Source organism: Paenibacillus sp. FSL R5-0486, from assembly GCF_037975155.1.
GTDB classification, from domain to species: domain Bacteria; phylum Bacillota; class Bacilli; order Paenibacillales; family Paenibacillaceae; genus Paenibacillus; species Paenibacillus amylolyticus.
The window spans coordinates 303,052-317,622 of sequence record NZ_CP150237.1; the positions used below are offsets into that span (position 1 = coordinate 303,052).

9 protein-coding genes and 1 rRNA gene are annotated in these 14,571 nt (G+C 47.8%); 9 read left to right on the forward strand and 1 reads right to left on the reverse strand.

Annotation, left to right across the window (positions count from 1 at the left end; all coding sequences use genetic code 11):
• The first annotated feature begins 38 nt into the window (after positions 1-38).
• Positions 39-857: an endonuclease/exonuclease/phosphatase family protein gene (locus MKY01_RS01355; RefSeq protein WP_339285086.1), complete on the forward strand. Its 819-nt coding sequence runs from the start codon at positions 39-41 to the stop codon at positions 855-857.
• Between the two features lie 162 nt (positions 858-1,019).
• Here the strand turns inward: MKY01_RS01355 and MKY01_RS01360 are convergent, their stop codons facing one another.
• A complete protein-coding gene (locus MKY01_RS01360) occupies positions 1,020-1,847 on the reverse strand; it encodes a methyl-accepting chemotaxis protein (RefSeq protein WP_017691152.1) in 828 nt (275 codons plus the stop codon).
• Between the two features lie 599 nt (positions 1,848-2,446).
• Here MKY01_RS01360 and MKY01_RS01365 point away from each other — a divergent pair.
• The 8 genes from MKY01_RS01365 to MKY01_RS01400 all read left to right on the forward strand — a co-directional run bounded on the left by MKY01_RS01365 (position 2,447) and on the right by MKY01_RS01400 (position 14,403).
• The gene (locus tag MKY01_RS01365) at positions 2,447-4,690 is read left to right on the forward strand and encodes a glycoside hydrolase family 88 protein (protein ID WP_339287063.1); all 2,244 of its coding nucleotides are present in this window, start codon (positions 2,447-2,449) and stop codon (positions 4,688-4,690) included.
• Positions 4,691-4,952: 262 nt separating this feature from the next.
• Positions 4,953-6,293: an ABC transporter substrate-binding protein gene (locus tag MKY01_RS01370; protein WP_339285088.1), complete on the forward strand. Its 1,341-nt coding sequence runs from the start codon at positions 4,953-4,955 to the stop codon at positions 6,291-6,293.
• A gap of 47 nt (positions 6,294-6,340) precedes the next feature.
• Positions 6,341-7,291, forward strand: a complete 951-nt coding sequence (locus tag MKY01_RS01375) for a sugar ABC transporter permease (protein WP_036616398.1) — start codon at positions 6,341-6,343, stop codon at positions 7,289-7,291.
• The gene (locus tag MKY01_RS01380; RefSeq protein ID WP_100526499.1) at positions 7,288-8,136 is read left to right on the forward strand and encodes a carbohydrate ABC transporter permease; all 849 of its coding nucleotides are present in this window, start codon (positions 7,288-7,290) and stop codon (positions 8,134-8,136) included. The genes MKY01_RS01375 and MKY01_RS01380 overlap by 4 nt, the downstream gene beginning before the upstream one ends.
• A 28-nt stretch (positions 8,137-8,164) precedes the next feature.
• The gene (locus tag MKY01_RS01385) at positions 8,165-10,033 is read left to right on the forward strand and encodes a sensor histidine kinase (RefSeq protein ID WP_339285090.1); all 1,869 of its coding nucleotides are present in this window, start codon (positions 8,165-8,167) and stop codon (positions 10,031-10,033) included.
• Positions 10,030-11,634, forward strand: coding sequence for a response regulator (locus MKY01_RS01390; RefSeq protein ID WP_339285092.1), 1,605 nt, complete (start codon positions 10,030-10,032; stop codon positions 11,632-11,634). Before MKY01_RS01385 ends, MKY01_RS01390 begins: the two co-directional genes overlap by 4 nt.
• Positions 11,635-11,685: 51 nt before the next feature.
• Positions 11,686-12,219: a GNAT family N-acetyltransferase gene (locus tag MKY01_RS01395; protein WP_339285094.1), complete on the forward strand. Its 534-nt coding sequence runs from the start codon at positions 11,686-11,688 to the stop codon at positions 12,217-12,219.
• 631 nt (positions 12,220-12,850) lie between these two features.
• Positions 12,851-14,403 (forward strand): 16S ribosomal RNA (locus MKY01_RS01400).
• Positions 14,404-14,571: the final 168 nt, after the last annotated feature.

A 14,571-nucleotide genomic window follows, 5' to 3' on the forward strand; every position in this document is an offset into this window, starting at 1 on the left:
GGGAAAACGGCCATACTACACACAACAGGAGAGAGCATATGAAAATACTTACGTTAAACACACACGCTTGGGCGGAAGAGGATCAACTGAACAAGATCAGTCAGCTGGCTGATTTTATTAATACACATCAATTTGACGTAATTTCCATGCAAGAGGTTAACCAGTCCATGCAGGAAGCGGCGCTTTCAGAAGAAGAACTGAAGATGTATTATGCTACTGAATCCGACGCTGTGATTAAAAAAGACAACTATGCCTACGTCCTGCTTCAGCAGCTGACAGAGCAATATTACTGGACGTGGATTCCCGCGCATGTTGGGTTTCAAAAATACGATGAAGGATTGGCGATCCTTAGCCGGACGCCGATTAAGCAGGCTTTTGGGGAATACGTGTCCCACATGCGGGATTATAACAACTATCGTACACGCAAGATTGTGGGAATTCAGACGGTCGTTCAAGGTGAAGCAACCTGGTTTGTGAACGGACATTATAACTGGTGGGATGATGCGCAGGAACCTTTCAAGGGACAGTGGGAGTTGACGGAGAGCAAGCTTGCCCCCTACATGGACCAGCCGTTATATATAATGGGTGATTTCAATAATGTCGCGGAAGTGCGTGGTGAAGGCTATGATTATATGATGAGCAAAGGCTGGAATGACCTGTACACCACAGCATTGCAAAAGGATGAAGGAGCAACCGTGGTGAAGGCCATTGCCGGCTGGGCAGATAACAAACGCGATCTTCGGATCGACTATATTTTCTCCAATCGTCCGATTCAGGCTAAATCTTCTACCGTGGTCTTGAACGGTAAAAACGGACCGGTAGTATCTGACCATTTTGGCGTCGCTGTAGAGATATAACAGCCGTGTGAGCATAAACAGTAAAGGTGATATCACCGCAAATACGAAACAAAGCCTCCGCTGACTTCCTGTAAAGGGAAGTGGCCGGAGGCTTTTTACATTCTAAATCATTTGTTATGTACATTTCATATCGTTTGTTCTTTCTGTTGTGGAACTCTATTGTTATTCGAGCGCCAGCATCTGATGTACAAACTTTTTCAGATTCGCGCTTGTCTCACTAAGCTGTTCGATACTTTCCATGAACTCGGTAACAAGCTTGGCCTGATCCACTGTTGCGGTTGTAATCTGACCGATCTCCTGCTCCATATGTTTCATGGAATCTTGCACGCTGCCTAGGGACGATTCAATATCAGCCGCTGCTTGTTTCGTATGATCCGACAGCTTGCGTACTTCACTGGCAACCACACCGAATCCGGCCCCCTGATCGCCCACACGGGCTGCCTCTATCATGGCGTTTAGTCCAAGCAGATTGGTTTGTTCCGATACTTCACGAATGACGTTTGTTACTTTACTTACACTGACCGAGTTCTCTGAAGCTTTTTTGGAATTGCGCAGAATCTCTTCCGAGGTCGCAGAGAGTTCTTCGGAATGTGCAGCAATCTGCTGAATGCCGCCGACGAGCGCATTAATGGTTGTTTCGTTTTCACGGATCAGCGTTTCCAGTGTCATGTGACTATCCAGTGCGTAGTTCACACCCAATATACCCACGACCTGATCGTTCTCTTTAATAGGGATTAGAATGGCATCAAAAGGTCTGCCTTGCAGATCACCAGGCATGCGTGCCACGGTACGGGAATCTCTGTTAGTCAGCATTTTGAAATGTTTATAATCATCATGCAGCTCATCCCCAACCTTCACGCCAATCTCCAGACTTTTTGCTTCGGAAAAATACAATACTTTCTCATGATCATTAATGGATATGGATATGTCGTCACGGAACATTTGGCTAACAAAAGGCATAGCATTTACCAGAGATTCAAGAGTATTCAATGTGCATCTTTCCTTCCCGATACAAAAAGTGGAATTTTTCAATCTATATAAGTTGAACTAAAGATATATTCACACGTACACTCCGATGACAGAATAACCTTCCAATCGCTGTTATCCCCAGATTTTTTGGATTCCCTTTTCTCAAGGGAAAAATCCGGTGATAGCGTATGCTTACGATGCAGCTTTCTTTCAGAAATCTCTTAGGCGAACGCTTCGCTTTTTCAGTTTTTTTCTGTCCTCTACGTTTCTGTGTAAATGATTAGTTCAACATATATAGTTTCTATATCGGTCACGTTTTCTCGTTTTTAAACTATTGTTTAAATTTAAGTTAACCTAGAGAGAAAAGGCGACTAAATCCGATATAATTGTAAGCGTAATCAAAAATCTGTAGCCACCACCGAACATGTCAGTTATACTGGGATTATTATTCGGTATTCAGAAGATAACCAAGGGACATACCTATTTCCCGGTAAGGGGATTACCCACCTAGGTTAAGCGCTATACTTTATTACTGCATATTAGTTTGGTGCTCCAGTGTGGATGGTATGAATGTTATGATATAAGACTTTATTTCAACGGGAGAAGGATGTGTGCCATCGATGACGACCTATTTCAGTGAACCACAGAGCATGTATTACCGATTTGGAGAAGATCAGGATCAGGTGTTGAAGGTACTGGCCGAGAGGTATATTGGAGCCAATGCACAGGCTGATTTTGTATATCGGGTATTCCAGAAGTCTGGTATTTTGCAAAATGAAAAAGGGCTTTATGATCTGAATTTAGGTAAACGCTTTCCTGATGCGCCTAAAGACCATATATCCTACGCAGCTGCATTGGTTTGGGGGGACGAGGACCGGAATCTGGACGTGTTGGTCCGCTGTTATGGGCCTGTTCGTTTCTATTTCAATGAGCAGTTGGTCTATCGCTCTACCGTAATAGATGAGATTAGTCCAGACGCAACGGTGAAGCTCAGCATCGATATCAAGCCTGGTTGGAACACCATTTGGCTGGAGATGAAAAACACCCCTGCCGGATTTGGCTGCCAATTTGGGTCAGATGAAGGAAAAGTGCGCATTTTGAATGTATATGCTCCATTTCAGGAGAGACAGGGGCAAGCGGGGTGGGTGTTCTCCCAACCGAACCCAGCCACGAGTAAACAACCGGACCTGCTTGGAAAAGAATCAGACGTCAGCTTGAACTGGCTGCCTGAGACAGGCTGGTCTGATGAAGTTAAAACCAAGCCAGCTTTCGAGCGAATATTCGGAAATCTTGCTGGTAAGCATGCTTATGCTTGGACCCATCTGAACAATAACGATTCAACCGGGAATGCAGTGCGATTGTCAGGTCAATCTTCCGGTTCTCTAAGTATATGGATTAGCGGCAAGCCTGTGGCGCAAGTGAAGGAAGCGGGTCCGTTCGAGGTGGATGTACCAGCCTCTTTTGGGCGGAGTGACCTGCTTGTCCGAAGTGAATATGACGATACGGCTGGACCTTGGCATTTTAATTTGAACGCAACCGTGTCGGGTAAGCCGCTCTCACTGGAACTTCCTCAGCGTGTGCACGGAGCTAATGGAGAGTCTTGGTTATATGTTGGACCTTTTGAGTCGGAGGTTGAACCGGACTTGGCGGATCTGACTCGAACGGACCGAGTGTATCAAACGGGTCTAGAACAGACGTATTGGCGCTTAGATCGACCGGATGCTTGGATCAGACCTTATTATGAGAACGCAATGTTAAGCAACAAATGGACAGTGGGCAGTGTGACCAATTATGGTCGCTGGGATTATCCATTGGGTGTCACTGTATATGGTCTATTACGGACGGGGCGTTATTTGCAAAGACCGGACATTACACGTTATGCGGCTGAGCATGTGCAGGCATGTACCCAGATGTATGAATACTCCTTATGGGATCGGGAGCAGTATGGTTTCCCGGCAGTCAATCAACAATTGGTCATGCTGAAAATGCTGGATAACTGTGGTTCTTTTGGTTCGGCCATGCTAGAAGCGTATTCCGAGTGTCATGAACCAACGTTTCTTCCGATTGCTGAACGGATTGCAGATTTCATGCTTTCCCGCCTGGAACGGCAGGAGGATGGTGCATTTTATCGCACATGTGTAGGGGAGTATGCCGAGAATACCATGTGGGCAGATGACCTCTATATGAGCACGCCGTTTCTCGTTCGTTATGCACGGGTGACAGGCAACTCAGCCGCATTGGATGAAGCCGCCAGACAATTTTCACTGTATCGGAAGTATCTGTTTATGCCTGAGTTCAAGATCATGTCCCATGTGTATGATTTCAAATACGGACAGGCAACGCAGATTCCATGGGGACGGGGAAATGGCTGGACACTGTTTTCCTTGACAGAGGTATTGGAAGCTTTGCCAACAGAGTATCCCGAGCGCCCAGCCTTAATAGATTTCTTCAATGAGCTGTGTGAGGGGTACGCAGCGCTTCAAGGGGAAAGCGGGTTGTGGCATCAGGTGTTGAATGTTCCGCAGACGTATGAAGAAGCCTCATGCACGGCAATGTTTGCCTATGGTTTTGCGAGAGGTGTACGCTTTGGCTGGTTCAAAGACCCTGAAGTTTACGTCACAGCTGCCGAGCGGGCTTGGAAGGGACTTATCTGCAAAGCGATTGATCGTCAAGGGAGTGTGCATGGCGTGTGTAGCGGATCACGATATGCGTTTACGGCAGAGTATTATGATCAGGACTTGCGTACCGTTACCAATGACAATCACGGAATAGGCATTATGATGCTGGCAGGGACTGAAGTAGCAAAAATGAAGAAACATTTGGCTGAGCACAGGGTGTCTTCACCTGCGGTCTCACATTCCTGACAGACCACCGAGGTCTGATTTTCATACTATCGTTTCTATACAACAGTCTTCTGCTCCACGTAATACGGTTGTATATCCGTAATCATATTTGAGACGGGATCATCACCGCCGGGAATATCATTCCTGGTGGTTTTTGATTCCTGTAACTCCTTACTTTTTTGACAGGAAAGCTTACTTTTGTTTATGTCATGTACAGTAATAGACCGATACAATAGGTTTTGTAAGCGATTCCATAAATGCAAAAAGGGGAGGAAATTCATTTATGATGATTACAAAAAAGTGGGTAACCCTGTTCTGTCTGTCCCTGTTATTGTTCGCTACAGCCTGTTCTGGAGGGGCCGCCGATACATCTTCTTCTTCTGGGGAAGCAAGTGGAAGTGAAGGAGATTCATCAGGCAAGATTGAACTGCGCATGACCTGGTGGGGATCACAGACCAGACATGATCTGACGACCAAAGTGATCCAATTGTTTGAAGAGAAACATCCGGGAATCACCATTAAACCTGAATATTCCGGTTGGGACGGTTACTTTGACAAGTTGACTACACAGGTAGCCGGTTCAAATGCACCAGATATCATCCAGATGGATTACGCCTTTTTGACTGACTTTGCCCGGCGTGGTGCCTTGCTTGACCTGACTCCGTTTGCAGAGAGCAAAGAGCTGCGGACAGAGGATCATGATCAGAGCATGATTACAGCCGGTTCGATTGACGATAAATTATATGCAATTACCCTCGGAGTTAACGCACCAGGTGTCATCTATGACGCCACCGTATTTCAGGAATTAGGTATAGAAGAACCACAAGAGAGCTGGACATGGAAGGATTTTGGGGATATTGCAACCAAGATCGCCGCAGCCAAAGGTGAGGGGTTCTATGGATCGGCAGACATTTCCGGTACAACGAACATGTTTGAAGTGTTTATTCGGCAATCCGGGAAAGGATTGTTTGATGGTGGCACAATGACAGCTACCAGCGAGGAGCTTCGACAATGGTTCGATATGTGGAGCGCACTACGCGAGAATGGTGGAGTGACTACAGCGGAGATAACGGCATCCACAACCAATGCGCTGGAGACACGACCGATCTCACTGGGCACAGCCGCCATGGACTTTGCATGGTCCAATCAATTGCTGACATTCCAGCAGGTGAACAAAAACCAGGATCATAAGCTGGGCATCCAAGTGCTTCCGCATGGTGTAGGTGAAAAGCAAATCGGTGAATATCTGAAACCAGGTCAGTTCCTCTCCGGTTATGGCAAAACCAAACATCCAAAGGAAGTTGCCATGTTCATTGATTTCATGGTCAATGATCCAGAAGCAACCGCTATTCTTGGTTCTGAACGTGGGGTGCCGGTCAATTCCAGCATTCGTGAACAGATGCAGCCTACGCTGCCGGAAGCGGAGCAAACCATTTTCCAATTTATCGATACGGTATCGAAGAACTCCAGCGAGATTGACCCGCCATACCCGCAAGGATTTGCTGAAGTGGACACAAGTTTCAAGAGCGCAAGCGAGCAGATCGCCTTCGGTCAAGGTAATACTCCAGATGTCATTGCCCAGTTTATTGAAGGAGCCAAGGCTACGCTTGGATCGAGTCAATAATGATTGAAACTGTCTCACACTTCTAATTCTGCGGGGAGGTTGCGAAGATGACGACATCACAGGTCAGTCAAGCCCGAATCGAGCGTGTAACTACCCGGCGGGTCAAACGGAGATATGCGCATAATGGAGCCGCACTTCTGTTTCTCGCCCCATGGCTTGTCGGATTGTTATTCCTTACCCTAGGTCCAATGTTGGTATCGTTATACATCTCTTTCACCGATTACAGTATCCTGGCCGCCCCTTCCTGGGTCGGTCTGGATAACTACACCACGATGTTTACATCGGATAAACTGTTCACCCAGTCGCTCAAAGTCACCTTCACGTATGTCGCTGTATCCGTACCGGTCAAATTGATTTTCGCGCTGCTTGTAGCGATGTTGCTGAACAAAGGGATTCGAGGACTCGGTATTTACCGTACGGTGTATTACATCCCGACATTGCTTGGAGGTAGCGTGGCGATTGCGATGTTGTGGCGTAAAATGCTGGGTGGGGACGGGCTACTCAATAGTGTTCTTGCCATGGTAGGCATTAAGGCGCCCGATTGGGTTGCCAATCCGAAGTATGCGCTGTACTCCATTGTGCTGTTATCCGTGTGGCAGTTTGGATCATCGATGATTATTTTCCTGGCAGGCTTGAAGCAGATTCCACCCGAGTATGATGAAGCCTCAGCGGTAGATGGTGCAGGTCCTCTGCGGAGATTCTTCTATATAACGTTGCCGATTCTGTCACCTGTCATCTTCTTCAATCTCGTCATGCAGCTGATTACGTCCTTTCAATCGTTCACGCAGGCTTTTGTTATCAGTAACGGTAGCGGAGGACCAGTGAACTCAACCTTAATGTACTCTCTGTATCTGTACAAAAAAGGATTCTCATTCTTTCAGATGGGCTACGCTTCCGCGATGGCCTGGGTGCTGGTCATCCTGATTGGCGTATTTACATTGCTCGTATTCCGCAGTAGCAAGCTGTGGGTGCACTATGAGGATGGTGGGAAATCATGATTGGACAACGAAACTCTACAGCATGGGTCGTCAGCAAACATGTGTTGATCTCAGGCATCGCCTTTGTCATGCTCTACCCGATCCTCTGGATGCTGGGCAGCTCATTCAAACCGGGACATATGATCTTTACAGAGACCTGGTTTTGGCCACAGGAATGGAATTGGCAAAATTACATGAATGGCTGGTCGGGAATTCAGGGCAACCCGTTCGCCCGCTTTCTGACCAACTCTGTCATCCTGTCGCTTGGCGCCGTACTGGGCAATGTCATCTCCTGCTCTATGGCGGCGTATGCCTTCGCCCGACTAAATTTTCGTTTCAAAGCCATCTGTTTCGGACTGATGCTTATGACGATCATGTTGCCCCATCATGTGACGCTGATCCCGCAGTATATTCTCTTCAACCACCTGGAGTGGGTGAATACGTATCTGCCGCTTGTGGTGCCAAAATGGCTGGCGACCGACGCCTTCTTCATTTTTCTCATGGTACAGTTCTTCCGGGGATTGCCCAAAGAGCTGGATGAGGCAGCAACCATTGATGGATGCGGTCCTGTGAAAATATACACCAAAATCATCATTCCACTGGCTTTCCCAGCATTGGTTACCACGATGATCTTTACGTTCTTGTGGACATGGGACGACTTCTTCAGTCAGTTGATCTACCTGAGTGACGTTAGCAAATACACCGTGCCGCTAGGTCTGCGCCTGTTCCTTGATTCCAGCTCTCAATCCGATTGGGGCCCGATGTTTGCCATGTCGGTGTTGTCGCTGGTGCCATGTTTTATCGTATTTATCGTGTGTCAAAAGTACTTCGTGGAAGGAATCGCGACCTCTGGGCTCAAAGGGTAATTCCAAGACGAAACGAGTTGATTTTTCCATGAGGAAAGGAAGATGGTCTTTATTCATTAATCAAAAGCTGCAACAAAGCAAGCTCTCCACGTTGATGGTGACTTGCTTTATTGCGTTTAACCTCCTGCTCGTCTCGGTTGTGGTCTGGCTGGCATATCAGTCTTTCTCAGCAGTCACCTTTGCCGAGATTAGCAAAGCACGCCTGGCTCTTCTGAACGAAAGCACACGTCGGGGATTTGATTTCATCACAGGGGTAACCGGAACTTCCTATGCCTTGGCAAGCAATCGGGAACTGTCCAGTCTGCTCGAAACGGCTGATACGGGCAGGCTTGCACAGATTCACCAGCGGAGAGAGGTCTCTCGAATTCTGGATCATACCATGGTCGTGAGTGAAGGCATCACTTCCATCGAACTGTATACGGATGCCTTTAATGAAGTGACAGTGACTATGGCTGATCGCATATTTCCGGTGGACACCATCGCACACGACTCTTGGTTTGCTACGCTGGAAAAGGCTGATGCGGCTTGGGTTCCGCTGCGTGAGAACGAATCTGGCCAATCCCTGGTCGGATACGCCCAACGGATTTTCGACAGTCGTGGCGGGACGGTTGCCTATGTACTCATTCGACTGAGTAGAGCCGACATCGTACGCAGGTTTGCTGATGTACCCATGGTGCTTGATGGAAAAGTCCTGTTGGTAGATACGGCTGGTAATGTCGTAATGCAGATGGGGAGAGTTGATCCAACAGGGGAGAATGAACGAGCGGATCGAAGAAATGAAGCGAGTACAGTACAGGAAACGGGTGAAGCTGTAAATTCATCTTCTTCTATTATAGATAGTGCATGGATTCAGGAACATGTCCAGCATGGTGCAGACGGGTACGAAGTAGTTTCCGGCCAACCCGGAGGTGCTCAATTGGTGCTGTACTCCAGGCCAGCGATGCTTCAGTGGCGCCTCGTACAGACTATTCCGGTATATACACTGTTATCTCCGCTCAGACAAGCAGGCTGGCAGATCCTCGGCATCGCCGTGCTGGGACTGTTATCCTCGGCTGTGCTGGCGTACCTGTTTGTAAGGCAGATCATCCGGCCTTTGCGACAATTAATCAAACGAATGAGACAACTGGAGAAAGGGGACTTCGATACCCGGGTCCAACTTTCGTTTACAGAGGAATATGCCCATTTGGCTTATGGCTTTAATCACATGGCTTCACAGCTCACGACGCTGATGGAACAGGTGAAGGATGAGAGCCGGGCCAAGCGTGAAGCCCAGACGGGCTTGCTTGAGGCCCAGATCAAACCCCATTTTTTATACAATACCCTCGACATGATCCACTGGCGCGCACTTGATTACGAAGCCAAGGATATCAGTCGCATGATTGTACAACTCAGTAAGCTGTTACGGATCGGACTGAGTGGAGGGAGACTGTTTATACGGGTTCGTGATGAGTTGGAACATGCCCGTTGCTACGTTAACATCCAGTCAGAGCGGCTGCCGTTCTCCATTCAATATCAGGAGCAGATCGATCCGCATATTCGCGGTTGTTACATTCCCAAGATCATTTTGCAGCCCTTCATCGAAAATGCCGTTATGCACGGGCACCCTGAAGAAGGCACACTTCGAATTCAGGTGCATATGCACGAAGTGGTTGGCCCGCATGAGGATATCGTCATTCGTATCACGGATAATGGGCGGGGGTTGCCGGAGGGGTGGAAACTCGAAGAGACGTGTGGCATCGGCGTACGGAATGTACATCAGCGCATCCAGCTTTATTGTGGGAAGAGGTATGGTGTTCAACTGAGCGATAGAGAGTCAGGTGGAGTGGAAGTGACCATTACGCTGCCGCGTATTGAGACCGACGAGCAATTAAATCTATGGCTGGACGGTGAAAAATGATGAAGACGATTATGCTTGTTGATGACGATCCTCATATTGTAAAGGCATTAACAGATCATATCAATTGGCCTTCTCTGGGCCTAAGCATTGCAGGCACTGCTTCCAATGGCTTGGATGCGCTGAAGCTGTTTCAACGCATGCATCCAGATGTCGTTATGACTGACGTATATCTACCGGGGATGACCGGGCTTGAGATCACACAGACGTTGCGACGTGATCATCCCCACTTGCCGATCATTATTCTTAGTGGATATGACGAATTCGAGAACGCCCGGGCAGCCATGCGCTGGGGGGTGAATCACTTTTTGCTGAAGCCGGCAGAGGTTGAGGAGATTGAGTCTGTGCTGCGTGAGGTGTTACTGGAACAAGATGTGCGAGAGCGGCATGAGCGACTGGAGCAGACGTACAAGCAGGAGGTTGGACGGGTACTTCCGTATTTGCGCAAACAATTTCTTCACGAACTGCTGACTACGCGATATCGGGCAGACGAGCTGCCCAAAGAACGCATGGACTATATAGGCATTCATATGTCCTCCCAGACACGCGCCATTAGTCTGCAACTGAATCGCCCCGTATTTTTGACACGGATGAAAGAACGGGATTGGCAGCTTCTCCGCTATGGGGCGGCCGATATTATTCAGGAGACGGTGAAGGAGCACGCGGCGCGCATGAATGGTCAGGTAGAGATTGTTGATTATTCGGATCAGGTATTTGTGTTGCTTCTATTAGGAGATAAAGATCATTTGGAGGAATGCCTGCCACTCGTGGAGAGGATGATCGATCAGATCTTTACGTATCTGAAAATTGAAGTGAGTGCTGGAATCGGAAGATCCAAAAGTCACCCATGTGAGGTGATAGATTCCTATCTCGAGAGCAGGGAAGCGGTGGAAACAGCAGAGTTTCAAGGTGGAAGTCGTATCTACCATTATGAAGCGTCTGAGGATACAGAACCAAGTGTGACCGATTATTCATTATTGCTTCGTCAATGGAATGAGGCTTGGGCGGATATTCGACCTGACCTGGCGGAAGAGGTATGGCATCATATTTGCCTTTTGCTGAAAGAGGGGAAATGTGTTGGGATACAGGATGTGCAGGTTGTGGCCGTCAGTCTGTTCGACACGTTGATGCATAGCTGGAACCGACTTCATCCTATGTTAGCGCCGCCGCTAGCGATGAGTGATTTTTTGCGTGAAATTCAATTGAAATATGCGTTGCATGATCTGGTAAGCTGGATGGATCGTATTATCTGCGACTGGCTGGAACAGATACGTAAGGAGATGGGCGAGAAGAAAAGCAATAAACTTATCGAGCAGGTGAAACAGTATGTAGAGCTTCATTACGCCGAAGAGATTAGTTTTGAAGCGATAGCCAAGGGGCTGTTCGTACATCCGAAGTATCTGAGTCAACTGTTCAAAAGGGTGACCGGTGAGAATTTCGTCAGTTATTTGAACGGGTACCGGATTCAGAGGGCGTTGGAACTGTTGCAGTCGGGACATTACATGGTGTATGAGGTGAGCGAGATGACGGGGTTCCGTAATGCAACGTATTTTAGCCAGGTTTTCAAAATGCTTACGGGCAAGAGTCCGTCTGAGGTGGGGTAGAGCGATACAGGTATAGTAATTAAATAAAGTGGAAGAGGAGGTATGGTTCTTATGATGATCGATCAGCAGGAATATTACATTAAAGGCTTATCTTACTCCATTAGATCGGCAGAGGAAAAGGATGCTGAGGCCTTGTCTTCACTACGTGTACAAATCGATGGGGAAACCGAGAACATGGATCGTGAAGAGGGCGAGGCGTATATCGACGCAGCCGGGTTTAGGCGGATCATCCATTTGGACACTGAGAAGTCAAGGAATCTGTTCTTTGTTGCTGTTGTGGGATACTCCCGATGTGAAGGTACAGAGCTGAAGCGCTTTTGCCATAAAGTTGAGTTCGGCGTGTGTGTAGCCAGAGAGTTCTGGGGGCATGGGATTGGCAAGAACTTGTTAGAGAAGTCAATAGAATGGGCAGACCAGACTGGTGTAGAGAAGATGACGTTGAACGTGCTGGCATCCAATGAAAAGGCAATCGAGTTATACCAAAAGAGTGGCTTCGAGATCGAAGGTATTTTGAAAAAGGATCGTAGACATGCGGATGGACAGTATTACGACACGATAGTGATGGGCAGGTTCAGAGACTTATAAGGGTATAAAAAGTGAAAAGCAGAATCTAAATAAGCTCACAGCTTATGGAGTTTAATTATTAGATTTGATACCGACATAATAGATAGCAGTGTTATTGAGAAGATGTATTATGTTTCTTATCTTATAGAACGAATGTAATGATGTTGAATGAGTCTATTCACAACCTATTATTTAGATAGATTAGACCGGTGAGTGTATAATAGGATATAGTAAGAGGATATTGCCATTGGAAAAGAGATTATGAAGAGGTTGAATCAAATATATAATCAGTTTTTAGATGGGATATTTTACAAGTAGCAATTGTGTTGTGTATATGATATATTCTAATTCCGGCCAAGAAAACACGGTTTACACGGTGCGGTAAGCGAATGAAATGAGCTTCGAAAGAAACTTAAAAAAAGAGCTTGCTAAGTTGGTTCGGAAGTGTTATGATATAAAAGTTGCTGAAGAGAACAACATTCGGTAACGAAACGAGTTTGATCTTTGAAAACTGAACAACGAGTGAGTAAACATTCTGCTTGCAGAATGAACGCAAAAGTTTGAGACAAGCCTTGGCTTGAATCGACTGGAGCACAAATGAGATTTTTAATCTCGTCAGATTCAAAATGAGCTTATCGCTCTTTTCAATACTTTATTGGAGAGTTTGATCCTGGCTCAGGACGAACGCTGGCGGCATGCCTAATACATGCAAGTCGAGCGGACTTGAAGAGAAGCTTGCTTCTCTGATGGTTAGCGGCGGACGGGTGAGTAACACGTAGGCAACCTGCCCTCAAGTTTGGGACAACTACCGGAAACGGTAGCTAATACCGAATAATTGTTTTCTTCGCCTGAAGGAAACTGGAAAGACGGAGCAATCTGTCACTTGGGGATGGGCCTGCGGCGCATTAGCTAGTTGGTGAGGTAACGGCTCACCAAGGCGACGATGCGTAGCCGACCTGAGAGGGTGATCGGCCACACTGGGACTGAGACACGGCCCAGACTCCTACGGGAGGCAGCAGTAGGGAATCTTCCGCAATGGGCGAAAGCCTGACGGAGCAATGCCGCGTGAGTGATGAAGGTTTTCGGATCGTAAAGCTCTGTTGCCAGGGAAGAACGCTTGGGAGAGTAACTGCTCTCAAGGTGACGGTACCTGAGAAGAAAGCCCCGGCTAACTACGTGCCAGCAGCCGCGGTAATACGTAGGGGGCAAGCGTTGTCCGGAATTATTGGGCGTAAAGCGCGCGCAGGCGGTCATTTAAGTCTGGTGTTTAATCCCGGGGCTCAACCCCGGATCGCACTGGAAACTGGGTGACTTGAGTGCAGAAGAGGAGAGTGGAATTCCACGTGTAGCGGTGAAATGCGTAGATATGTGGAGGAACACCAGTGGCGAAGGCGACTCTCTGGGCTGTAACTGACGCTGAGGCGCGAAAGCGTGGGGAGCAAACAGGATTAGATACCCTGGTAGTCCACGCCGTAAACGATGAGTGCTAGGTGTTAGGGGTTTCGATACCCTTGGTGCCGAAGTTAACACATTAAGCACTCCGCCTGGGGAGTACGGTCGCAAGACTGAAACTCAAAGGAATTGACGGGGACCCGCACAAGCAGTGGAGTATGTGGTTTAATTCGAAGCAACGCGAAGAACCTTACCAGGTCTTGACATCCCTCTGATCGATGCAGAGATGTATCTTTCCTTCGGGACAGAGGAGACAGGTGGTGCATGGTTGTCGTCAGCTCGTGTCGTGAGATGTTGGGTTAAGTCCCGCAACGAGCGCAACCCTTATATTTAGTTGCCAGCATTTCGGATGGGCACTCTAGATAGACTGCCGGTGACAAACCGGAGGAAGGTGGGGATGACGTCAAATCATCATGCCCCTTATGACCTGGGCTACACACGTACTACAATGGCCGGTACAACGGGCTGCGAAATCGCGAGATGGAGCCAATCCCAACAAAGCCGGTCTCAGTTCGGATTGCAGGCTGCAACTCGCCTGCATGAAGTCGGAATTGCTAGTAATCGCGGATCAGCATGCCGCGGTGAATACGTTCCCGGGTCTTGTACACACCGCCCGTCACACCACGAGAGTTTATAACACCCGAAGTCGGTGGGGTAACCGCAAGGAGCCAGCCGCCGAAGGTGGGATAGATGATTGGGGTGAAGTCGTAACAAGGTAGCCGTATCGGAAGGTGCGGCTGGATCACCTCCTTTCTATGGAGAATCGTTTCCTGCAACGGAAACATTCAAATAGCAGACTAGATCTGCACAAACTACTCACTCGTTGCTCAGTTTTGAGAGCTCAAACTCTCAAACAGCTTGCTTTTGCATGGAGCTTGTTCTTTGAAAACTAGATATCGAAACGAAACAAACGCGAATTAG